This is a genomic window from Mycobacterium sp. NGS66 (assembly GCF_059812225.1).
This window is the reverse complement of sequence record NZ_JCALCG010000009.1, coordinates 69,044-91,625: the sequence shown is the minus strand read 5'-3', so window position 1 is coordinate 91,625 and position 22,582 is coordinate 69,044. Positions and strand designations below refer to the sequence as shown.

The following is a 22,582-nucleotide window of genomic DNA, read 5'->3' as shown; positions in this document are numbered from 1 at the left end:
TGGATAAACCGTTTTCAGGTAACAGGCCTGACCGAAAATTGAGCTTTCCCTGGCCACTCGGAAGTAGCGTCTGCGAACGCGCCGAACTGTGGCTTATAGTAGGCATCCATGGGCGGAAGTGAACGAGCGGAGCGTGACCAGCAGCGTCTGGCCGCCCTGGGAATGGCCATCACCGCCTTGCGAGAAGCGGCTGGGGAAACCAAGAGTGCAATGTCACAAGCCACCGGTATCGACCGCTGGTTTCTCACCGGAGTGGAAGCCGGACAACGCAACATCTCCATCGTGCGACTGTTCGACATCGCCGACCACTTCGGCGTGACGCCAGCGGCCCTGCTCAAAGACGTCACATAGCACGGGATCAGCAAGGGACCTTTGGCCCCGGTGACACAGAAGCGCTTTGCGTCGGGCCGCACCCTTCCGTCATGGATCATGCGGGGCCGCGGGCCTGTCTGGCGGCGGCATCGCACCCGACTAGCCGCACCTTATCCGCCCCCATATAGTCCCGGGCATGACTTGGGATGACGTGCGACGGAGGACTTCCTGGCACACCATGCGACTGTCAGCGGACTCTGTAGCCACCCTCCTACAGGTCAAACCGCAGTCAATCCGGCAATATCTTGCGGTCGGCGGCGCCGAAGGGTTTCCCGCCCCGGATGAGAAAGTTGACGGGAAGAACTACTGGCGGCTGGCCACCGTTTATGACTTCATCGACAGATACCGGCCTCGCTTACGCGGACGAGTCCCTCGGTTATATCCGCTACCGTCATCGTCTTGTGGTGAGCCGGCTGCCTTCTTGGGGGCTGAGCGTTTCGAAGTTTGCAAAGGCTGGAGATGGAACCAGGGGGTATTGCACTTCTGGCAGCCATCCGATGGCCGTGGCCGCGTCATCGTCGCCTATCCAGACCAACCATGGAGCATCGACGTCGCCCACCAGCTCGCCGGAGAAATCGCCAGCCAGCGCCAAGATGCGCCGACTGTCGTGGTGGTCACCGACGTCGAAAGCCGTACACCCGACCCCCTGTACCCCAGCCGAAATGAGCCAAGACGGCACCGTGGGATTGGATTTTGCGACAACAACACGCGATCCGACGATGACCCGCTTAGCCGTTGGCGCCACGACTTCTCGTGGTCGGATCTGGCATACCTACTGCGCACCGATGTCCCGTACTGGCCGGCAGGTCTCATCGACGCGGACGTCATCACGGCCTGGCGACCTGGCCAGGTTCGCAAGATCACGCCGCGGTATCGCTCCGAGTACCAGATCAGGTATTTTTCTGCAGCCCTTATCGACGCATGCAAAGACGATTCAGATCTGCTACGACTTCTTGGCCGCGCATGCCGCATCATCAATTACGCCGCGGCCCAAAACCTGCAACTGATTCCGCAGTCCGCGAGCGCCATGACAAGTCAGACCGGTCTGCTGCTGGCGGCCACCCCCGACGTCGACACAACTGCGCCGCCGCCGCTTTCCGAAGACGAACGCGCCAGGCTTCTGCACCTTCGCGCCGATCCCCGACACGCGGAAACTGCGCTTCTGATCGGCTCGCTCGGGGATGGTTCCTGGGGTTATTGGGGCTTGTGGAAACCCGTCCTCGGTTCAATGAGCACCATCGACCGAAGCCAACTTGGGCCACTTGCCCAGCGGTGGCGCGAGCGCTTGCGTCCGCTAAAGCATCCACGGCGAAGCGACGAACTCGGATTCAGCTGGATCTACGCAAGGATTCCCGAAAGCGACCGGGCATGCCCTCGTCAGTGTTTATATGACCCGTTGCAGCCAGACTGCTGGATCGTGGAAACGCCGACTACGATCTATGCGACCACGGGATCACGGCTTCGCCACGCCGTCGGGCCGTTGCAAAGTATCGATATCGGTCTGACGCCAGGTCAATTCAGGAGTGACTACTTCGTCTTTGCCGCCGACCAGAACGGCACACCGTGGATCATGCCCGAAACTAAGGGTGAACCCTACCTTCTCGGATACGACGGTTCGGGTGCTCGAGGGCTGGCCATCGCCATCAAAGAACTCTGCGCCGACATCAACACAACACTGTCGGGAAATGACCAATTCGAATTTATAGACGATCGCGAAGAACCATGCGCACTACGCGACGTTCTCATCACTCTGAAATCCCCACTCACACTGCATCGCAACGATATTGACCGATTGGTGAGCGCAACGCAGTAACTCGGCGCACGCGGATTAGCATGTGACCGTTGACGTTTCAGTCGATTTCCAGCCCTGGCGACCGCTCGGGCGCAGCCCGTTGCTGACGCAGCCGGAAAAGCCGGGGCACTGCCCCGATGTCTTTGTCACGCCCCGCGGCTTCCTTCGACGCGATGACGTCGGCGATGCTTGCGGCGAGAACACGCACACCCTCGATGTCATCGCCGCAGCGCCCGCCTGCAATGCATCAAAGCCCTCGGCAAAGCCGGAGGGCGCAAACGTGAGGTCGAGATCCCCGAAACGGGTCGTCAAGTTGAGAATGCCAATGCCCTGCAAGGACTTATCTGTAACGGCGAACAGGGTGTGTAAGACGGTTACCCACGTGACTGCGAGTGCTCGTGCATGTCGTTGGTAACAGTCTTATCTGTAACGGTGTCCCCACGGGGATGCCGTCTAGAAGGGTGGTTCCTCTCCGGTAGTCCACGGGTCGGGGGTGTCGGGCAACGCTGCGGCTGGCAGCGGCAGGTTCGTTACGACGTAAAGGTTGAGGATGTCGTCGCGGTCGATGAACATGATTTGGCTGCGTTTGGAAGCGTCGAGGGCGTTGCCGATCCAGTTCCGTGCTGCCTTGGTGATTTCGCCGCCGGCGACGATGAAGGCGTGGTCGACCAGGACTCGTTTGTTGTGTTCAGGGTCGAAGATCTCGTGGGCCAGCATCATCAGTGCCTCGTTGTGGATTTCGGCGATGTTGGCGTTGCCGGTCTTGGTGACTCCGGAGGCGTCGAGTTTGCCTTTCTTGGCTTGTATTCCGAAGTAGAGGCGGTGCTGGGTGGGCAGGGTGTAGCGCATCCAGATGTCCTTGCCGTATTCCAGTGCTTTGTCTTTGTGGCCTGCCGCGGTGATGCGGTGAAAGCCGAGTTGGCGGAAAAGCGGCAGAAGGATGTGCTCGATGAGTTCGTCTTCGCTGCAGGTCTCGAGGTATGCGGATAAGTCTGTGCGCCTTTGGGTTTCGGCAGATGTGAGCGGCCGGTGGGGGTTGGCTTGCAGGTTGGTGACGGTGTTGTTGCCGAGGTGGCGTAGATAGCAGTGGCGGTCGTCGGCGTAGAAGGCTTCGAATCCTTCTCGAGTGAGTACCTCGTTGAGTTGCGCTAGCGCGTTAGGACGGTCGGCGCCTTCGTTGAGGGCCTCGCGTGGGTCCATGAGTTGGTCGATCAGGCGGCAGAAGGTCTGCGAAGGTTGGTGCGGCCCGTCGTGGGGTTCGTTGAGGATGGATTCGATGACGTCGGTAACCCACCATTGTCGAGTCGAGCCGTCATGCACCCAGTCGGTATCGAGGTCGGCGAAGAATTCGGTGATGTAGCTGCTTGACCGGTAGGGGAAGTATTTGGGCTTCTCGCCGAAGCCTGGATTGTCGGAGCCGAGGTTTCCGCAGATTAAGTCGGCGAGGTCGGCGGCGTTTCGCCGTTTGAATTTCATGACGTTCCTCGTTGTGGATGGCCGCCGTTGCGGAGTCGGTGCAGCTCTCCGTCGGCGTAACCGCCGATCAGCACGTAGCCGACGTCGTGGCGGGCGAGCATCTTCAAAATGGATGCGGGGTCAGAGTCAGGCACTTGTTGCCTCGCGAGCCATGCCGGTCCTGTTCGGCCTTCATCTGCTCGCGCTCCGAGGGGGTGCGCCGCTGCTCCTGGTGCCACAATACGTCGTCGTGATCGTCGTAGGGCACCAGACGTGTGGACAGCGCCAGATCAACGGCCGCAAGGAGTTTCGCCATGGTGGGATGAGTAGGCTGGCGCGTACCCGACTCGATCTTGGCGATGGTGCTGTAGGGAACCCCCGCCTTTGCGGCCAACTGGCGCTGCGTCAAGCCTGTCTTCGCGCGGGCTATTCGCAGAACACTGCCAGCCCATGCGTCAACGCTTTGCTGCGTTCGAGGACTCATAGTAGCCACGCACCCATGCTACCCTAAAAGGGCGCACACCCAGCTGCTAGTGCGACGCGCGCTAGTTGGCTCGCCGGGGATGCCGCTTCCGCCGAAAAAATCGGCGCCGATGCAAGTCCCCAGGCTGGCTTATCTGCAGATGAGGCCCCAAGTGAAGGTCACTGTGCCGCAGTTCATTACGGCGCTCCGCAGGATCTAGCTTGACGGCGGCAGATGCGCCTCCGTGGCGGCAACGTCGATCAGGCCTTTCCATGCTGGGTGCCGCAAACGCCCGGTGAAATCTCGATACTCGACTATGCCGACGAGCTTTGGACGTACCCAATGGACGCGACCAGACGTCATTCCCTTGCCGGGATTCGAGAATGGTGGCAGCCGAACTTCCAGGTCGCACAAGGTCTTATAGAGCAACTTCTTAGCTACGGCGGTTAGCCCCGAACTGACGGCGCCGACATTAACCAGCGCTCCAGTGTCGTCGTAAGCAGCCAAGACCAGGCCACCAACAGGTTCGCTTCGGCCGGACACCCAGCCAATCACCACCACCACCGTGCTGCGACGGATGACGGTCTTCACCCATGACCGTGAGCGCCGGCCAGGCTGATACGTCGAATCTGCACGCTTGAACACCGTGCCTTCAAGCCCTAAATCCGTTGCTACATCGAGCAATACGCGGCCGTCGAGGTCGGCCCAGGACGGCGGTACAGCGATCGTGTCACCCCGACCTATCCCAAGACTTTCCAGCACGGCGCGCCGCTCGGCAAACGGCTGCTTTGTGAGCTCTGTTCCGTCGAGATGCAAGATGTCAAACAAGTAGTAGTTCGCCGGGACAGCGGCGCGAAGGCCGGCAGTTGGTTTCATAACGCGCAAGCGCCGCTGTAGGCGCCCGAAGTCGGGCCGCCCGTCCTGGCCGGCAGCGATGATTTCGCCATCCAAAAGCACGGTGTGCCCGCGCACGACCGTTTTCAATGCGGCGACCAGATCGGGAAAACGAGGCACCAGGTTATTGCCTGGCCTGCTGACCAGTCGACGCCTCCCGGGTGGACTCGAGCAATACAGCGACGTCCCACTTGGCCTCGGCGACCCAACCTGGGCCCGCGGGTGGTCGACCAGCGGTGGCCAGCATCGGACCGGCCGGAAACGGGGGAGGACCACAATTCACGTGCCCATTATCCTGGATATATCCATGAGTTGGATCTCTGTTCGCGGTCGGGGGCTGGGCCATCGGATCCTTGGGTGTAACACCTGCGGGCCGAGTTAATGGTGGGCGGCAGTGTATATCGGAATCCTGACCAGGTTACTTTGGCGCGCAAGTGAAGTGATGCGAGTTGCGCTATGGGAGGCCGCCATCGGTGGTCCGTGCGTGGCGATCCGGTTCTGCCGCGCCGGCGATGAGCCTCGGGGCGCGGGGGAGGTCAAAGGATGCGGTAGCCGATCTCGGCGGCTGCCGCGCGCGCGATCGACCACACGAGCGGGTGAGAAAGTGGGCGGGAGAACGACGGCATCGCGGGGATCGAGTCCGCGGCGGCGCTCCACAGCACGATGTTCGGGCCCCCAGTCATTGTCGAGGGGACGTATAGGCCGTCGAGTTCGGGCCAGGTCATGTGGATCGCGCGGGCCCACCGTCGGCAGATGGCTCGCGGTGCGGCCAGCAGTGCAGCTGACGCAGTGTTGCGGAGCAGCCACGTTCCGGACAAGTCGAGCAGAAGCAGTCTGCGTTGGGGTTGCCAGGCGGTGAGGGCCGGTGCGCCGACGCGGGTGTCGATCACACGTGTTGTCTGGTAGACCTCGGCGAGGCTGGTTGCGACATCGGTGGCGGCGTACAGGACGCCTTCAGCGGTCGAGCTGGGCTCCTGGCCTGGGTGGGGGTCCCAGCGCATCGACGGCAGTGGCCCGTAGGTTCGCAGCTTGTTCCATGGCAGTACGTACTCGCCTTGGGTGCGGTGGACCCGCCATAGGGTGCCGGTGTAGTGGGCAATGTCGGCAGGTTCCCTGCTGAGCTGTTCTGGCGGCGTTCGTGGCGCCTTCGGTTTGGGCCCGGGGCTCACCAGCGGCCGAGATCCGCGATGAATCCGGCAACCAACGCGGGGTCGCCGCCAGCGGCCAGATGCTCGATCGGCGTCCGTTGATCGAAGTCGGGCTGCGGGGTATGCATGAACACTTCTAGAACCGCGGGGGTGGTGCCACGTGGTATGGCGGGGACGACGACGTCTAAACCGGGAAGCAGTTCATCACCAAGGAACTGCCATCTCGGGATGCGCCGGCTTCCTTGAAGATCGAAGGCCCATAATGCTTGTCCGGTGATGCGCCGCGACACGCGGGAGCGGTCGACGCCGAGGATGGTGGCGGCTTCTTTTATGCTGACTGATCCTGAGAGCGCGCCGGTGAGCTGGCGCACCGCGATGCGGGCGCGGGCCTGACGTTCGTCCTCCAGCGACCAGGCGTCGATCATTGCTGCTGCACCGGGCCCGGCGTGCGTGCGAAGGAAGTCCAATTCTGTGCTCGACAGGCTGGTTGGCCCGGGGATTGCCGCAAATGCGGAGTCCAGCTCGTCGAGGACCTCTTCGACGGTCAGGTCAATCTGGTGCTTGGCCAATAGAGCGTTCAACGCAGGAGCAGCAGATCCCTTCATACCGCACATCCTAGCATACAGATGCGCTGATGTGCGCCACGCTGTGAATCGGAGACGGGGGGCCACCCTGGGGCGAACTGGCCGTCTGGCGCCGGTCATCTCTGCACCGATGGGCTCGCGTGGCAGGTTTAGTCGTCGGCCGGTCCGAGTCAACGATGAGACTCTCGAAGTGAATATTCGTCCACGCCAATGAAGTTGTGGAACGACTGCTCGACCTTCGCAGCCAACTCACAGCTGTCGTCCTCCCAGGGGGCTACGGTGACCGCATCACTGCTGAGCTAGCCCGAGCCGAGCTAGAGGAGTGCCGGCCAGTGTCGAGGGAGTAGGGGTCTGGACAATCGCGTCGTGGATCGCCGCCTCGATTGCGTTGCGCGGGTATGTGGCTGGGGCGTGCGCGTCGAAGTCATCGGAGCGCGCGCCCTCGGGTGCGACGGTGATGCTGACGATGCTCGGGGTAGGGAGGTTCAGGGCCGCGAGGCGAGTCTGTACAGCGTTGGTGAGCCGCTCGGCATAGTCGGCGTACTCGCGGCGTTCTTGTGCCGCCAGCGCATCCCAGAGGTCCGTAATGGCTTGGTGGGCTTCGTCGTAAGCGATTTCTCCCGCAGTGGGAGGCCGGCTGGTCTGTGCCTCGTTCGTGAGTTCGGTGAGGAGTGCGATGTCGGCGGGATCGTCGCTCCAGCCCGCCGTGGGCTGGACGACGAGATAGCCGTTGTCGTCTACGCTCAGCCAGTCCACGCCGGCGATGCGCGGATCATCGGCAGCGAAGGGGCCTGGGGGCAGGTCATTGGGCTCGGGGATAGCTTCTTCGCGCGCGGCGAGTTCCAGCTCCGCCTCCCGGTAATCGTCGTAGGTGGTGTCGTTGATGTGGTCCAGGATGCTTTCGGCCCACAGGTCGATAATGACGGGTTCGGTGCGGTGCTCTAGCAGGTATTCGTCGTCGACGCCGACTGTGGACTGGAGGGTTTCGCGGACCCGCTCAGCTTCCCAGGAGCCGGGTCGGCCGGCGAGGATCTGCTCTGTGCTGCCGACGTTGGCCGCGGCGCCGGCCAGGGCGTGGGTGACGAACTCGGCCCAGTCGATCGGCAGTGCAGCGCGGGGGTCGGGATCAGGTTCCCATTGGCTTGAACTGGTTTGGCGCATCGGCTGATTCGTCAGATGAGCAGCTTCGGTTAAGGCGCCGATGGCGTCGTAGAGGACTTCGTCGTACGGGCGGGGAGCCGTCGTCTCGGGTGCTGTCAGATAACCGGTGTCGAACAGCGCCGCTGAGAGGACCTGGCGATAGGGCCGGCCGATGATGCGTGCGACCGCGGCCAGATTGTCTCGCTCAGGTAGGCGTCGCACGCCATTGACGCGCCACAACCGGAGATTTTCCCGGGTAATCCCGATCCGGCGGGCTAGTTCGGCGTCACTGACGCCGTGCGCATTCTTGTAGTGATCGATCAGCGCCACGAGGCGGGGGCTTGCCATACCGCCAAGTATTGTGCGACCGTCATAGGTAGTCAAGCATGAATATGCGTATCTGCCAAGGGTGACTTGACATAATCGCTAATATCATGCCCTGGCGGCGAAGTGGTCGTCCGGAGTCATGAATCCTTAAATGGGACGGAATGACACGCAAGCCTTTCGCACACCTAGCAGTTCTCACCCTCATCCGGAATCAGCGCGTATAGCGGATTTTGTGCTGCGGCGCTGCGCGTTTCGCTGCCGGCTGCGGTGACGTATCGCTGCGACGTGCTCATTGATTCGTGCCCAAGCAGCTTCATCAGCGTGTAAACAGAGACGTCTGCACTCGCGAGCTCGGTGGCGTAGGTGTGCCGTAGTCCGTGTATCAGGGCGCCGGGGACCGGTTGGGCGTCGGGGCCGGCGCGTTTGAACGCCCGCTTGATGCGCGACTGCAAGGTTCCCTGGGTGATGCGCTGACCATCGCGCCCAACGAAAAGCGGGGACCTCGCCGACCATCGCGTGAGTCCAGATCCTGTTGTGGCTCTGCGCTTTTCAGGATCAGGAAAGCGCACAGCCCGGCTATCGAGGTAGCTTTCGATGACCGCGAGTAGTTCGGCTTCGATCGGGACGCTGCGCTGCTTGCCACCTTTGCCCTTGACGTGGATGATTGCCGCGCCGTGGTCGGTTGTGCGGATGTCGCCGACATTGGCCCCGCGGAGTTCCTCGGCACGCAGTCCGGCCAGCAGGGCTGTGAGGATGATGGCGAGATCTCTCTCAGCCCAGTCGGTTTGACGCTTCGAGTTGCGATCCTGCGCGACAGTCTCCAACAGGGCTTCGACGGCGCTGCGGGGGAGGGCCTTCGGGAGGGCCTTGGCCAGTTTGGGTCGACCGACCAGCTGCATCGGATTGGCGGTCAGCTGCTCGCCGGTGTACAGGAAGGTGCACAACACATTCCACGTCGACCAGCAGCGGCGGATCGATGCGGCTTCGTGACCTTCGGCGTAGGTGGCAAACGCCGCTCGCATCGATTCCTTCGTTATGTCAGCTATGGCCATCGACGCGGGATCGCCCTCAGTGACGAGGCTGGCGATGGCCACGAAGTCCTGGCGGTACGCCTTCATCGTGTGCGCCGAGGGTTTGCGGGTCTGACGATCCTGCAGGAACGCGGTGAACCAGTCCGGGAACGGATCCGCCTCGGGCGCCGAGGTTTCCGCGCGATCATGGAGCGTCTGGAGTGCGGCAGCGCGGTGGTCGGGCATCCCTGCACGCTACCGCAAAAAGATGGATAATCTATCTTATCCATCAAAACGATCGTGACCTGTTGCTGTTGTACTGTGCCTTCCACGCGGCATGCGCTGGAGCCAAGCGTAAAGCGCGTCACCGTGACGAATCGAAAGGCCTGCCGAGTTTGGTTGGGGACCTAAGCGACACGATCGTGGTTCGGTCAACAGATCGACGTTATTGGCTAACCGAGGCCGAGAGGTTGCCGCTGGTGCGCTGGTGCATTCAGTTGTTTGGCCGCATGTGCTCCCTGCAGCACGAGAACACGCTCAGCAGCCCGCGGAGTGGAAACCCCTGCGGCCGACCATCTTTCGTCACAGTGACGTAATCCAGGGCGGAGTAAAACACCATGAAACTGCCGACAGCGCAATTACTTCCACCCTTTTGGACGCCAAGCTATGTGCCGCGATTTGAACCAGTACTAGAGTAGTCGACATACCGGCAAGACCATGGACGCGCGGTCGATCGTTTCGACGTCGGCGCACTGTGTCCCAATCGTATGCCGTAGCCCTCTCCCCCCGGGTCGATGGTCGCATGATTAGCTGCTGGTGCGTGTGGCGTCCGTGGCCTTGCGGATCTGCTAACGTGAGACTACGTTGTTAGTCGACGTTAGCTATGGAGGGCTGGTCAATGAGTGCCGACGAACTCGACACCCTGTTGTATCAGAAGTTCGGGCTTCGCCGCGAAGATATGCTCGCCGCGCTCAAAACGTTGCCGGCCATCAGACCCTGGGCGGCAGAACTATCCCCTGAGGAGGCGCGTCTGCTCGACGACGCCGGTTTCACCGAAGACCCCGACGCCTACGCTCGAGTCGCCGCCGACACGGTGGCTCACATGGCGCTGTTGGTCAACACCGCCTACCCGGCTCGCCAAGTGGCGACGGCGTTGAACGTCAATGAGTCGCGCGTACGCCAGCGCCGGCTTGCCCGAACGCTGTGGGCGATCAACGACAACGGCACGTGGGTGTTTCCGGCGCTGCAATTCGAGACTGACCCCCAGACCGGGCTGCCACACAAGCAGATTCGGGGTTTGGACCGGGTATTCGCCGCGCTGGCCCCTAGCCTGCATCCAGTGGCGGTGGCGGGGTTCCTGCGCACCCCTCATCCGGATCTGGCGCTGGGAGGTCGGCCCGTACCCCCGCTGCAGTGGCTGCAAAGCGGCGGCGACGTCGACCCGGTCCTGCGTCTCGTGGAGGCGGGCGACTGGGCCAGCCGGTGACCCGTGACGCCACGTTGCCCGAACCGCCGCCTGGATTGCGGCTGCGCGAAATCGGCATCCACGACAACGAGCTACGCATTGTGGCGACTTCGGAGATCTGGTGGCGCGTACACCGCACCGAGGGCGATTTTGTCTTGGGGTGGAAGGAATTTCGTCACTACGGCCCCGTGCTGCGCTTTGATCCGCATCCAGAGCCTGTCCGCGAACATGCCGACTGCGCGGTGTGGTACGGAGCAGCCACCCTCGATGCAGCCCTGGCCGAGGCGTTCCAGGGCGATCGCACCATCGATCGTATTCGCGAGCGTCCCTACCTGGCCGGGCTGGCGTTCACCCGGCCGTTGTACTTACTGGACCTTGCCGCCGACAGCAGGGGGGCCTGGGCGACCCGAGCCGGAGGGACCTTCGCGATCTCGACCGCGCCTCATCTGATCACACAACGCTGGGCGCGCGCCATCGTCGATGCCTTCCCCGATCTCGATGGCGTGCGCTACAACAGCCGATTCGCCGGACACCCGTGCGCCGCGCTCTTCTTGCCCGCCGGCACCGCGATGCCCCGCCGTCCGATCATCGCCCTGCCCCTTACCCATCCGGCGTTGATCTCCCGGCTTGCCGGTGCCGCAGAACGACTCGGCTACTCCGTCATCTGAGCCGCGACAAGGTCGATAACCTCCCCCCGGCCGTGACGACCAGTGGCGGATGAACGGACGCCATCGAAGCTCGTGCGTGTGCCGTTTCGCTCGCGCCGATCTGAGGTTTGCTAATCCGATCACAAAATCACAGCGTGATGAGGTCAGGCAAGCCGCGCGCAGAGGCGGTCATCGAGGTGCCCGCGATCTGCGAAGTGCTCAACTATTACGCCGCCAACGCAGCAAAGTTCCTCGCCGACGACACGGTCAAGCCCTCGGGCCTGCTCTCGGCGCCCAAGAAGCTCACTGTGGTGCGTCAGCCCTATCCGCTGGTCGGCGTGATCACGCCGTGGAACTTCCCCGTCCTGACCCCAGGCTTCGACGTTCTGCCGGCGCTGCAGGCCGGGGCCGCGGTCCTGCTCAAGCCGTCGGAATTCACGCCGTTGTCGGCCCTGGAGATGGCGCGCGGATGGCGAGAAATCGGGGCCCCGCAGGTGTTCGAGGTCGTGACCGGCAGCGGGCAGACCGGTCAGGCCCTCGTCGACAATGTCGACTACGTACAGTTCACCGGATCCACGCGCACCGGCCAGATCGTCGCGCACCGCGCGATCGACCGGCGGATCCCCTACAGCCTCGAACTCGGCGGCAAGGATCCCGCGATCGTGCTCGCCGACGCCGACCTGGACCGCGCCGTGGCTGGCATCGCCTGGGGCGCACTGTTCAACGCCGGCCAGGCCTGCGTGTCGATCGAACGGGTCTACGTTGAAGCCCCCGTCTACGACGAATTGGTCGCCCGCCTCACCGATGCCGTAAGCAAGCTGCGGCATGGCTGGGATGCTGACGGTTTCACCGTCGACGTCGCGTCGATGGCCACCGGCTGCCCCGCGTGACATCGTCGCGGGCCACGTCGCCGACGCACTCGCCCGCGGGGCCACGGCGACCATCGGCGGCGCGCCAACCAGTGAAGGACTGGGCTTCGAGCCGACGGTGCTCATCGACGTCGACCACTCGATGGCGTGCATGTGTGAGGAAACGTTTGGGCCGATCATCCCGCTCGTCAAGGTCGCCGACGCCGACGAAGCCATTGGGCTGGCCAACGATTCCGCATACGGGTTATCGGCGACAGTGTGGACCCGGGACCGGGTACGCGGGGAGCAGATCGCTCGCCGCCTCGATGCCGGAGCGGTCAACATCAACGACGCCGCCACTAACCTGTTTGCCCTTACCCTGTCTCATGGCGGCTGGAAAGCGTCGGGCACCGGTGCGCGGTTCGGCGGCGCGCACGGGGTACGCAGATACACCCGGGACAAGGCCATCACCGTGCCGCGAGTCTCGCTGATGAAGAAAGAACCGCTTTGGTTCCCCTACGCTCCACGACGAATGCGGTTGGTACAAAAAGCTTTCCAGTTCGTCGCCGGACACGACGTGCGCCGCTTGCTGCGGCTTTGACAGCCGCCAACGTCATCATCCATGAACCAAACGTCTCGCCGTTTCAGCAGATGAATCAGCACCGCGCCTACTCGTTGATCGGTTGGTGGGCACACCGGCCGTGACGAAACATGCCGCCATGCGGCGCTTTTAACGTCCAGCGCGGCGCGTTCGGATTGACCGCGGTAACTTACACCTCTTTACGAGGCATGAGGTCGGCGTAGATTCTGATCGGTTGGGATTTGCCTTTCAGCGGCACGGCTGCACGCTCGATCCATGCGTTGTCGTCGTCGAGCCTGACCCGTGTTGCGTGGGTGATCAGGAGGTCGTCTCCGGTGTCTCGAGTGGCCGACTCGACGCGAGCTGCGGTATTCACGGCGTCACCAATGACGGTGAAGTCGACTCTGCCGCCACCGCCGATCGTGCCTGCAACGACAGTCCCGGAGTTGATGCCGACACCGATGCGCAGCCCATCGCGGTGGCGGCGGATCGTGTCGACGATCTCGCGGCCGGCGGCGACCGCACGATGCGCATGGTCGGGAAGGCGCTCGGGGGCGCCGAACACTGCCAGCAAGCCATCACCGATGAACTTGTTCGCGTGGCCGCCGTGGCGAAGGATGATCGGAACGATGTGGTCGTAGAGCTCGTTCAACCGCGAAACGACCTCGCTCGCGGCAGCGATTTCCGCGTAGGCGGTAAACCCACAAACGTCGGTGAATAGAAGCGAGACCTCGACATCCTCACCGGCAAGATCGGTGCCCTCTTCCAAAACGCGTTCGGTGAGCATGGGATCGACGAACGCGCCAAAGGCGTGGCGCAAGCGTTCCCGTTCGCCCAGGCCGTTGGCCATGTGGTTGAAACCCGCCTGCAGCAAGCCGATCTCGCTGCCATCCTCCACCGCGACCCGCGCATCGAAGTGTCCCGCTCGGATCTGCTCCTGGGCCATCCTTAGCGCGGCAAGCGGATCGGCCACCGACGTAGCGGCAAAATGCGTCGCCGCAAATCCCACGATCAAACCCAGCGCCGCGAGGAAGAGCACCGCCGCGACAACGCGGGACCGAGCGAACCCGACCCCCGTCAGGTCGAGCCCGGCGAAGATGGCGATGCCCAGCAGCGGTACTGCCGTTGCCAACCCCCAGAATGCGCTTAACCGCGCTCTGACTCCGGGGCCACCGGACGGCGGTGGCTCGCGGCCGGCGAGCGCCAACGCGGTGATCGGACGCATCGCGCGCTCGACCATCAAATACTGCACCGCACACGTCATGGCGGCGCCCAGCACGGTGGGAAAAACACTGGCTGGGATCGCTCTAGTGGAAACACTCGCGCCGGCTGCCGTTGCGACTGCGGCGGCAACCAGCCAGATCACGAATACCCTCACCGCCCAATCGCGCGGATATCGCAACACACGTTCGCGTTCGGATTCACTTGGCTGACGGTCTTCGCCGAGCCATCGTGCGATCGATGCAAATGGATGCCACACGACCCACCACGCCGCGAAGATCAGGGCAGTGAGGGTAAAGATCACCAGGACTGGAAGACTGCGCCGCTGCAGCGCCGCGTATTGGTCCGCCGCCAGTACCGTCGGCGCCAAATACAGCCCAAAAACAGTGACCGCGGCGGCGCTGCTGGCGTTGCCAAACAGTCCCACCAATGCCAGGCGGACTAAAACCTCTATTGTTATGCGTCGGCGCATGGCTCAGCATTGCATCACAGCACGACGCCGCAGAGGTCGCACGGGTAGTGGCCGCCCGACGCCCGCCGATACGGTTCCGACGCCCGGCGCGGGCCGGCCGCACCGAGCCAGGTACCACTGGGTGGTTCGCACCTCTTCAGACCGAATCTGAATCGGCCTTGTTTGTCTCCGTGAGTCTTGCCTGCGACTACCGGGTCGGAAGAGTCAATTACGTCCGGCTCGGCGGGCCGATCGGCGTTGGTGCGCCATGCGGCGCACGCTGGCCAATAGCGGCTCAGGGTTCCGATCACTGTGTGCTCGATCGCAGTTTGCGCGCTGGCGCGGGCAGCGATCGGCTCAACTTCGCTCGGCGCGAGGCAGGCGAGCGTCTCTCCGTACCTGGCGACAAGCGCGTCACCGGCGGGGAACCTAGGGTTGTCGAGCCGAGGCGCTGGCGAGCGCGCAGTGTGTGGGCGGGTGCCAGCTTCCAGCGGTGCCGGGCAAGCAGGGCGCTCGGCGATGCCAACAAGGTTCCTCCTGTCGGGCAGCGACGTCCCGAATCTCATTAGTGGCGGGTCAGCCGAATGGGAAGCCCGTCGCTGGGGTAGGGCCCGGTGCCGTAGGCGATCGGCGGTTCGTAGCCCGGCGGAACCGACCAGCTAAACCGCAACACCATTTGATGCAGAACCGCTTTGGCTTCCATTCCGCCGAAATACATGCCGATGCACTTGTGGGCCCCGGATCCGAATGGGGCGAACGCGCCGCGGTGGGCTTTGTCCTCGCGGCGAGGTTCGTCGAAGCGTTCGGGGTCGAAGGTGTCGGGGTCCTTCCACCATTGCTCCATGCGATGTGACGCGGAAAGGGCAACGGCGATTCGTGTTCCGGCCGGAATGTAGTGGCCGAGGATGTCGGTGTCCGTGACGGTCTGGCGGGCCAACAAGCCGACCGGAGCACACAGGCGCAGCGATTCCTTGAACACCAGATCCAGCGCTCGGAGGTCCTCGAGGTCGTCGTAGGCGATGGCGGGTTTGCCCAGCGCCAGGCTCTCGGCGCGGACGCGCTCTTGCCACTCGGGGTGTTTGGCCAAGTAGTAGGTCATCATCGACATGGACGTCGTCGTGGTGTCGTGCGCAGCCATCATCAAGAAGATCATGTGGTTGACCACGTCGTCGTCGGTGAAGGTGGCCCCGGTCTCGTCCTGCGACTGGCACAGCACGCTGAACATGTCCGAGCCTGGATCGGTCCGCTTGGCCGGAATCTGGTTGCGGAAGTAGTCCTCGAGTACGCGCCGCCCTTTGAGACCCGCGTGCCAGCGTCCGCCCGGAATGTTGTGTCGGATCACGGCCGTCGCCGCTTCGACGACGCTGGTGAACGCATGATGCAGCTCGGTGGCCTCGGCCCCCAGCCGGCCGCCGACGAACACCTCGGTCGCGATGTCGAGCGTGAGCTGCTTGGCGGTGGTGTACATCGCCAGTTCGCCGTCCTGCCAGGTGTCCAGCGCACGCTGGATTGCGGGGTTCATGGTGTCGAGGTAGCCGATGAGCCGTGGCCGGGTGAACGCCTGCTGCATGATCCGCTTGTGGTAAAGGTGCTCGTCGAAGTCGAGGAGCATCAGCCCACGCGGGAAGAACGGCCCGAGGAAATATTCCCAACCCGCGTTGGCGAAGGCCTTGTTGCGGTTGCGCAGTACCTCGTCAACGGCCTCTTGCCCGACCAGCACCACCAGCCGGGTGCGAAATGCGTTGAACCAGTGCACGGGACCGTAGGCGGCCGTCTTGATGCGGATCAGCTCGAGCAGATCGTGCAAAACGTTGACCGAATAGCCGACTACCGGTGGGCCGCCGTCGCCCCGCACGGGTAGCAGCGCGCTGTGTACGGGCGGCTCGGCGAACACGCGGGGTGTGACGGGCAGGCGCAGCACGGCCTGAGCTACCCGTTGCATTACCCGGGCCACCACACGCGCACGGTCCGCATCGTCGAAAGTAGCTTTTTCAGGCGAGTTTTCGTCGATGCCGAGGAAAAGCGCCTTCATGATCTGACTCCTTCGTACCTGGCTTCCCGCTCGGCGGGACCAACTCGTGGACTTTCAAGATTGATAAGGGTTGCAGGCCCGAAGATCACACCTGACGTGTCCGGCCGCGCCAGTAGGGCTGACGCAGTTCGCGTTTGAGGATTTTTCCGTTTGCGTTTCGCGGTAGTTCGTCGCGGAACTCGATGGTCTTGGGCACTTTGTAACGCGCCAACCGCTCGGCGGCGTATGCGATAAGTGTTTTTGCAGTCAGCTGCGTTTCCGGCTCGGGTACGACGACGGCGGCGACCGATTCGCCCCAATGGTCGTCAGGGATCCCGAAGACGGTGGCCTCACGCACAGCGGGATTGCCCGCGATCACGCGTTCGACCTCTGCACAGTAAACGTTTTCGCCGCCGGTGATGATCATGTCTTTGAGGCGGTCCTCGATGAAGAGGTATCCACCGTCGTCGATCCGGCCGACATCGCCGGTGCGCAACCAGCCGTCGGCTGTGATGGTCTCGGCGGTGGCGTCGGGGCGGTCAAGATAACCCTTCATGCATTGGGCGGAGCGGAACCATAATTCGCCGGCCTGGCCGGGTCCAGCGTCGTACCCGGTGGCCGGGTCAACGACACGGATTTCGGCTCCTTCCACTAATCGGCCAGCCGAACCGAGCCGCTCGGGTCGTTCGGACTGACGATGGTCGGCGGGATGCAGGGTGGCGATCACACCGGTCAGCTCGGTCTGTCCGTATACCTGCACGAACTTCAGCCGTGGCCAGGCCGCAAGCGCTTTCGTCAACAGCGGCAACGGCATTGGCGCGGCGCCGTACACGAGGTACTTCAGCGAGGACACGGCCGTGACCGTTCGATCGTCCGCAGCCAGAATGCCGGCGATCACCGCCGGAACCAAGAATGCGTGTGTGGCGCCGTCGCCGATGGCGCCGAGGAGTGTGGGTATGTCGGGTTCGCGGGTCATGATCGTTGGTGCTCCGGCGTGTATACCGAACAGCGAATAGGACGTTCCGCCAACGTGAAACAACGGCATCGCGACGAGGTTGGCATCGCCGGCCTCAAAGGGCAACACTGCTCCGACATTGCGGGTGTGGGCCACGACGTTGCGGTGGGTGAGCATGACTCCCTTGGGTCGTCCGGTGGTTCCCGAGCTGTAGGTAACGAGGCAGACATCGTCCTCGTCGATGTCGGCCCGGCGATCGATGGGCGCAGCCGCGCCGACCAGCTGCTCATACGCGTCGGCTGTGCCGCCGACAGTGACCACTGAACCGACATTGGTGAGCCTTTTTCGGATCGCGTCGATGGATGCGCCAAACTGTGCGCCGGTAAACAGCACCCGTGAGCCGACGTCATTGATCACATAGTCGAGTTCGTCGCCGGCGAGGCGCCAGTTAATGACCGCGGTCGCGGCGCCGATCGATGCGGTGGCGAGCAGGACTTCCAGGCATGCGGGACTGTTCTTGTCGAGGAAGCTGACGATGTCGCCGCGGCCGACACCCAGTTCGGCAAGCGCGCCGGCTAACCGACGGATCCGGTTACGCCACTGGTTCCAGGTCCAGTTCACACCCTGGTAACTGATCGCGACGTCATCGGGTTTGGTGTCCGCCCAGTGCTCGAGTCGGTCGGTGAGGATGCGATCGTGGGATTCAGTGCCTGTCATCGTGCGCTCCTTTCACTGGCCCGTTCGATGAGGCAACGGCCCGCGAACCGCGTCGTCGCCGAAGCTCTGACAGCAATTCAGCGGTTACTTCCCAACGCTCGGAGATCGTGATCGGCTTCATCACAAGAAAATTCGGCTTTTGCAGCGAGACGCCTGCGTCGTCTTGCTTCACGGATGAGACTCGGAACACAAACGCTTCGAAGGGGGCGTTGCGGGCCGCGTTCCCCACCGCCTCCAATTTGCAGTACGTTGCGGAGTTGATTCCGAAGACGATCAGCGTCGCCTTCCCGCTGCGGTGCACGTTGGCAATCGTGGTCGGGCCGGCCAATACCACATGTACATGAGCATCGTCGGTATCGAGTTCTGCGCGGCCCAGCAGGCATACGTGCGGGAACCCGGATCCGTCGACGGTCAGCAACGGGAATATCGGGTCCCAGTCGCCGACATCAGGGCGTCCGGCGAGCGCCTGACGGACCATCGCCGGCACTGGAATTACGTCCATCGCTTAAACAGGTCGTGCTCGATGTCGAACTGGTCCAATACCTTTCCGACGGTTTGATTCAGGAGATCCTCGATGGTTTTCGGCTTGTGGTAGAACGCCGGTACCGGCGGGAGCACCGTCGCGCCGGCGAGTGTCACCGTCTCCATGTTCCGGATGTGGATCAGGTTCAGCGGAGTCTCGCGAGTGACCAGCACCAACCGACGCCGCTCCTTCAGACAGACGTCGGCGGCACGCCCGATGAGGTCGGGGCTGGTGCCGTGAGCGATCGTGCCGAGCGTCTTCATCGAGCATGGGATGACAACCATTCCGCAAGTCCGGAACGACCCGGACGAGATCGACGAGCCCAGGTTCGCCGGATCGTGCACAACATCGGCGAGCGCCTCGAATTCCCCTGCAGCCATGTTCATTTCGAGTTTGATGCTCAGTTCTGCGCCACGGGACAGCACAAGATGTGTTTCGACGTCGTCGCGGCCGTGCAGCGCTTCGAGCATCGCGTAACCCAGCTGCGGCGCGCTGGATCCGGTGATGCCGACGACAAGACGGCGCGTCATGGCGGGAAACCGTCGCTTTCCCAGCAATCGAGCACCTGTTTGCGGACCGGCTCGGGGTAGTTGTGTGAGAATCCGGTGCGTACCGGCAGCGTCACACCGGCCGGCGGGAGGCAGTTGTGCACGGCGCGCGGATTCATCCACCCCTGCGGGTAGTCGCCGATGGCCGGAAACACATACGGCATAGTGGGCCAGTTGAGCACGCCCTCGATCAGGATCTGATTCTCGGGCCGGTTGTCGTTGCGGCCCTGCAACGCCCAGACCACCTCGGCCAGGTTCGACGGGTCGACGTCGTCTTCGACCACGATGATCGTGTTCACCGGTGTCCCGTGGCCCCGCAGGCCCAGCGCCGCCTCGCCGATGTGCCGCGACAGCGCGCGGCCGTCGGGTTCGATCTCGCGCCAGTCCTCGCTGACCGTCACCACCAGCCAGCCGCAGGCGGATTCGTACGGTGACCATACCCGCGCTACGGGTAATCCTTTCGCGCGCATGGCAACGACTGTCTCGGCGACCCAGCCGGTCATGATGATGGTGTGCGTCTCGTCGACGGGTTCACCGGACGCCGAGAACGGAAAGATCGGATCGTCGCGGTGCGTCATCGCGTCGACGTAGTACACCGGCTCGGGCGCCGGCACGTCGGGATACATGTAGCCGCCGTAATCTCCGTACGGACCTTCAAGGGCAAGCTCGGTAATGGATACCCGACCCTCGATCACGATCTCCGAGGTCGCCGGAACCTCTAGATCATTGGTCTCGCACTTGACAACGTGCACCGGCTCGCCGTAGTGGGCTCCGACGAATTCGACCTCGTTCAAATCGCGTGGCAACGGTGAGCCGGCCGCGAACAACGCCATCGGTTCGACCCCGAGCGCGAGCGCAAACGGCATGTCCTGTCCTGCTTTTCGCCACTGCGCGTGGATCTGGCCGATGTGCTGGAACGGAACGATGACGCCGGTGGCCCGGCGCTCGTCGAGCAGCTGGATCCGCGCCACCGACCAGTTGGTCCAGCGCCCGTCGGGGCTGCGCACAACGATGATGCCGAGCGTGTTCAGGTAACGCCCGCCGTCACCGTCGTGCAGCAGCGGAGTCGGCAGCCGGGTGAGATCGACATCGTCGCCGAGCAGAATGTTTTCCTTACACGGCCCGGTTTCAAGTCGCACCGGCGGGATCAGCTCACGACCGCGGGCGGCGACGAGAGCATCGACGATTTCCTGAGCCGTCGCGCCGGCGTCGAGCCCCAGGGTGAGCGCGACCCGGGACAGTTTCTGCCCCGGGACGGCACTGGTGCCGACCGGCGCGGTCAGCGCTCGGAATCCCGGCGCATCTTTCACTGTGGTGAACAGGGCAGCGGGAGCGCCGGTTTCATAGATCCGCCGCGAGATTGCCCCCATCTCCAAATTCCAGTCCACCTCGCGGTCCACCTCGACGAGCTCGCCGATCTTGACAAGCGCATCGAGGTAGTCGCGCAGGCTCGGAAAGGGGTTCATACTGGCTCCTCCACCGGGTGTGGTGTACACTGTATCGTACATAGTGTTCGATAATCAAGGTGGGCTTCATGGTAGCTGGGGTCAAGGCGACCTTTCAGAAGGCGAACGCGCAACTGATCGCGGGGCCGGCGGGCGCACGGCTCGGGCTGATCGAATGCGGACCCGTACGAGCGGCACTTCTCGCGGTGCTGCCCGTCCTGATGCCCAGGCTGTTCCGCAGGGATTGCACTCGTGCCCTCGGCGGCGAACCACTGTCCGGCACACTCGAATTGAACTTGCGTAAGCTGGACGGAGCGGGTGTCGACACGTTCAGCGTGGTTTTCGACGGCGATGGGTGCGAGGTTTCGCGGGGAAGGAATGCCCGTCCCGACGCGAGCGTCACGATCAGCCTGGCCGACATGATCCGCCTGGGCAGTGGCTCGGTCGACCCGGGTAAGTTTCTGGCGGAGGGAATTGGCGCCGGGCGCGTCGAGCTGACCGGCGATCCCTTTCTGATGCTCGCGTTTCCCAACCTGTTCGGACTCGCCAATCGAAAGCTGATCTAACCCCGGTCGCCTAGCGCCCCGCGGTGCTGCGGGCGCGCAGCGCCTGCTCGAGTTCCTCCAATGCCGCACCACTGAATTCGGCCAGGCGCTGCAGATCCGGAACGGTGTCACGATCACCCAGGAATGAGATGTTGAATCCGCCCCCGACCGAGCCGGCCGCGATGTTGAGGGCCTGACCGTCAGAGATCACGGTAAATCCGTACACCGCCAGCAGCCGTGCGTCGCCGAGGTATTTCGGCTGTGGATCGCCCGCGACATTGGTGACCAGCAGATTGAAGGGCGGTCGGGTCAGTCCGGACGTATGGGTGATGACTTGCGCCAGAACTGGACCCATCAGCAGCGCGCCATAGAGATTAGCGGCGCCCTGCGGTAATGAGCGCAGGTTGTGCTTCGCGTATCGGCTGCTGCGAGCGACCGTGTCCAGACGGGCTACCGGGTCGGCGATGTCGGTGCCGAGCTTGACCAGAATCATGGTGATGGCGTTCGCCGCTCTATCGTCGCCGGCCTTGCGCACCGACACGGGCGCCCCGGCGGTCAGGCTCGCCGTGGGGAGCGCGTCCCGTGCGGCGAGGTAGCGGCGCAGCGCGCCCGCGCAGATCGTGAGAAACACGTCGTTGACGGTGACTTCAAAGCCCTTGGCGAGAGCTTCGATTCGTCGGATGTCATAGTTCTTGGTCGCGATGGCGCGGGCGGTTCCTATCCGGTTGTTCAACACCGATTTGGGCGCGGCGAAGGGCGCGCCGACAGCGGGATTAGGCGGCGCTACAGCATCTTTCACCGCACGAACCGTCGCCCCGGCCAGGGCGGCTGCCGATGCCGCGCCGGTAGCCACCCCACGTACCGAGCCGGCCAGCTGTCGGATCGGCGATGTGGTTGTGGTGGGCTTGGCCGGTCGGGTGCGCGCGGGTACCCACAACGGTGGGGCGGGCTGATCATGTTTCGCTCCGACCATCCGCTCGAAGCGCCGCATCGCGCCCACTCCGTCCATCATCCCGTGGTGGACTTTGATGTAGAGGGCAAACCGGTTGTCGGACAAGCCATCGATCAGGTGGAGTTCCCACAGTGGCTTGGACATATCCATTGGTTCGGATTGCAGCGCGGAAGCCAACTCGTCCAGCTCGCGATCACCAGCCAGGTGGTCAAGGGTGATGCGCCGCAGGTGATAGTCGAGATCAATGTCGGCGTCGGGCACGATCTCGAACTGCGGGGCCACCCGCCGCAGCGCAGGATTTCTGAGTCGGTAGTTGAACGGCACCGCGAACTCGCGCACGCTGCGCCAACTCGCCGCCAGGTCGTCGACAAAACCCGGAGATGCGTTCGACGGGACGGCAAACGTCGCCAACAGCGCGCCGTGTGCCGGCTCGATGGCAAAGAACAGCCGGTCGACGAGGTTCGGAGTGGGCATGACGTTCGTCCTTGA

Annotated in this window: 22 protein-coding genes; 7 read left to right on the top strand and 15 right to left on the bottom strand. The window is 63.4% G+C overall.

Annotated elements, in window-relative coordinates; all coding sequences use genetic code 11:
• The first annotated feature begins 108 nt into the window (after positions 1 to 108).
• Both AC5Y2L_RS17355 and AC5Y2L_RS17350 read left to right on the top strand, forming a co-directional pair.
• The gene (locus tag AC5Y2L_RS17355) at positions 109 to 351 is read left to right on the top strand and encodes a helix-turn-helix domain-containing protein (protein WP_499937026.1); all 243 of its coding nucleotides are present in this window, start codon (positions 109 to 111) and stop codon (positions 349 to 351) included.
• Between the two features lie 628 nt (positions 352 to 979).
• A complete protein-coding gene (locus AC5Y2L_RS17350) occupies positions 980 to 2,185 on the top strand; it encodes a hypothetical protein (RefSeq protein WP_499937027.1) in 1,206 nt (401 codons plus the stop codon).
• A gap of 37 nt (positions 2,186 to 2,222) precedes the next feature.
• Here the strand turns inward: AC5Y2L_RS17350 and AC5Y2L_RS17345 are convergent, their stop codons facing one another.
• The 8 genes from AC5Y2L_RS17345 to AC5Y2L_RS17310 all read right to left on the bottom strand — a co-directional run bounded on the left by AC5Y2L_RS17345 (position 2,223) and on the right by AC5Y2L_RS17310 (position 9,431).
• Positions 2,223 to 2,372 (bottom strand): hypothetical protein, encoded by a 150-nt coding sequence (locus tag AC5Y2L_RS17345; protein ID WP_499937029.1) that lies wholly within the window; start codon positions 2,370 to 2,372, stop codon positions 2,223 to 2,225.
• Between the two features lie 245 nt (positions 2,373 to 2,617).
• Positions 2,618 to 3,640 carry a hypothetical protein gene (locus AC5Y2L_RS17340; RefSeq protein WP_499937031.1) on the bottom strand — a complete coding sequence of 341 codons (1,023 nt, stop codon included), beginning with the start codon at positions 3,638 to 3,640 and terminating at the stop codon, positions 2,618 to 2,620.
• 103 nt (positions 3,641 to 3,743) lie between these two features.
• A complete protein-coding gene (locus AC5Y2L_RS17335; protein ID WP_499937158.1) occupies positions 3,744 to 4,103 on the bottom strand; it encodes a helix-turn-helix domain-containing protein in 360 nt (119 codons plus the stop codon).
• A gap of 195 nt (positions 4,104 to 4,298) precedes the next feature.
• Entirely contained in the window at positions 4,299 to 5,252 is a 954-nt protein-coding gene (locus AC5Y2L_RS17330) for an ATP-dependent DNA ligase (RefSeq protein ID WP_499937032.1), read from the bottom strand.
• Positions 5,253 to 5,512: 260 nt separating this feature from the next.
• Complete coding sequence (locus AC5Y2L_RS17325) at positions 5,513 to 6,145, bottom strand: RES family NAD+ phosphorylase (protein WP_499937034.1); 633 nt, start codon at positions 6,143 to 6,145, stop codon at positions 5,513 to 5,515.
• Positions 6,142 to 6,729 carry a helix-turn-helix domain-containing protein gene (locus AC5Y2L_RS17320; RefSeq protein ID WP_499937036.1) on the bottom strand — a complete coding sequence of 196 codons (588 nt, stop codon included), beginning with the start codon at positions 6,727 to 6,729 and terminating at the stop codon, positions 6,142 to 6,144. Before AC5Y2L_RS17320 ends, AC5Y2L_RS17325 begins: the two co-directional genes overlap by 4 nt.
• Before the next feature lie 267 nt (positions 6,730 to 6,996).
• Positions 6,997 to 8,196, bottom strand: a complete 1,200-nt coding sequence (locus AC5Y2L_RS17315) for a helix-turn-helix domain-containing protein (protein ID WP_499937038.1) — start codon at positions 8,194 to 8,196, stop codon at positions 6,997 to 6,999.
• A gap of 164 nt (positions 8,197 to 8,360) precedes the next feature.
• A complete protein-coding gene (locus AC5Y2L_RS17310) occupies positions 8,361 to 9,431 on the bottom strand; it encodes a tyrosine-type recombinase/integrase (protein ID WP_499937039.1) in 1,071 nt (356 codons plus the stop codon).
• A gap of 652 nt (positions 9,432 to 10,083) precedes the next feature.
• On the opposite strand from AC5Y2L_RS17310, the gene AC5Y2L_RS17305 reads away from it, so the two are divergent.
• The 4 genes from AC5Y2L_RS17305 (at position 10,084) to AC5Y2L_RS17290 (ending at position 12,746) form a co-directional block, all read left to right on the top strand.
• Positions 10,084 to 10,671: a DNA-binding protein gene (locus AC5Y2L_RS17305; protein WP_499937041.1), complete on the top strand. Its 588-nt coding sequence runs from the start codon at positions 10,084 to 10,086 to the stop codon at positions 10,669 to 10,671.
• Positions 10,668 to 11,318 carry an RES family NAD+ phosphorylase gene (locus AC5Y2L_RS17300; RefSeq protein WP_499937042.1) on the top strand — a complete coding sequence of 217 codons (651 nt, stop codon included), beginning with the start codon at positions 10,668 to 10,670 and terminating at the stop codon, positions 11,316 to 11,318. Before AC5Y2L_RS17305 ends, AC5Y2L_RS17300 begins: the two co-directional genes overlap by 4 nt.
• A gap of 137 nt (positions 11,319 to 11,455) precedes the next feature.
• A complete protein-coding gene (locus AC5Y2L_RS17295) occupies positions 11,456 to 12,187 on the top strand; it encodes an aldehyde dehydrogenase family protein (RefSeq protein WP_499937160.1) in 732 nt (243 codons plus the stop codon).
• Positions 12,132 to 12,746 carry an aldehyde dehydrogenase family protein gene (locus tag AC5Y2L_RS17290; RefSeq protein WP_499937043.1) on the top strand — a complete coding sequence of 205 codons (615 nt, stop codon included), beginning with the start codon at positions 12,132 to 12,134 and terminating at the stop codon, positions 12,744 to 12,746. The genes AC5Y2L_RS17295 and AC5Y2L_RS17290 overlap by 56 nt, the downstream gene beginning before the upstream one ends.
• A 169-nt stretch (positions 12,747 to 12,915) precedes the next feature.
• Here AC5Y2L_RS17290 and AC5Y2L_RS17285 read toward each other — a convergent pair whose 3' ends face one another.
• The 6 genes from AC5Y2L_RS17285 to AC5Y2L_RS17260 form a co-directional block, all read right to left on the bottom strand.
• Positions 12,916 to 13,764 (bottom strand): adenylate/guanylate cyclase domain-containing protein, encoded by an 849-nt coding sequence (locus AC5Y2L_RS17285; protein WP_499937045.1) that lies wholly within the window; start codon positions 13,762 to 13,764, stop codon positions 12,916 to 12,918.
• 1,198 nt (positions 13,765 to 14,962) lie between these two features.
• A complete protein-coding gene (locus AC5Y2L_RS17280) occupies positions 14,963 to 16,429 on the bottom strand; it encodes a cytochrome P450 (RefSeq protein ID WP_499937046.1) in 1,467 nt (488 codons plus the stop codon).
• Positions 16,430 to 16,514: 85 nt separating this feature from the next.
• Positions 16,515 to 18,080 (bottom strand): long-chain-fatty-acid--CoA ligase, encoded by a 1,566-nt coding sequence (locus AC5Y2L_RS17275; RefSeq protein ID WP_499937047.1) that lies wholly within the window; start codon positions 18,078 to 18,080, stop codon positions 16,515 to 16,517.
• Entirely contained in the window at positions 18,067 to 18,498 is a 432-nt protein-coding gene (locus tag AC5Y2L_RS17270) for a hypothetical protein (RefSeq protein WP_499937048.1), read from the bottom strand. The genes AC5Y2L_RS17275 and AC5Y2L_RS17270 overlap by 14 nt, the downstream gene beginning before the upstream one ends.
• 74 nt (positions 18,499 to 18,572) lie before the next feature.
• Positions 18,573 to 19,133, bottom strand: a complete 561-nt coding sequence (locus tag AC5Y2L_RS17265; RefSeq protein ID WP_499937050.1) for a UbiX family flavin prenyltransferase — start codon at positions 19,131 to 19,133, stop codon at positions 18,573 to 18,575.
• Positions 19,130 to 20,617, bottom strand: a complete 1,488-nt coding sequence (locus tag AC5Y2L_RS17260; RefSeq protein ID WP_499937051.1) for a UbiD family decarboxylase — start codon at positions 20,615 to 20,617, stop codon at positions 19,130 to 19,132. Before AC5Y2L_RS17260 ends, AC5Y2L_RS17265 begins: the two co-directional genes overlap by 4 nt.
• Positions 20,618 to 20,685: 68 nt before the next feature.
• On the opposite strand from AC5Y2L_RS17260, the gene AC5Y2L_RS17255 reads away from it, so the two are divergent.
• A complete protein-coding gene (locus AC5Y2L_RS17255; protein ID WP_499937053.1) occupies positions 20,686 to 21,162 on the top strand; it encodes an SCP2 sterol-binding domain-containing protein in 477 nt (158 codons plus the stop codon).
• 10 nt (positions 21,163 to 21,172) lie between these two features.
• Here AC5Y2L_RS17255 and AC5Y2L_RS17250 read toward each other — a convergent pair whose 3' ends face one another.
• Positions 21,173 to 22,567: a wax ester/triacylglycerol synthase family O-acyltransferase gene (locus AC5Y2L_RS17250; protein ID WP_499937054.1), complete on the bottom strand. Its 1,395-nt coding sequence runs from the start codon at positions 22,565 to 22,567 to the stop codon at positions 21,173 to 21,175.
• Between the last annotated feature and the right edge of the window lie 15 nt (positions 22,568 to 22,582).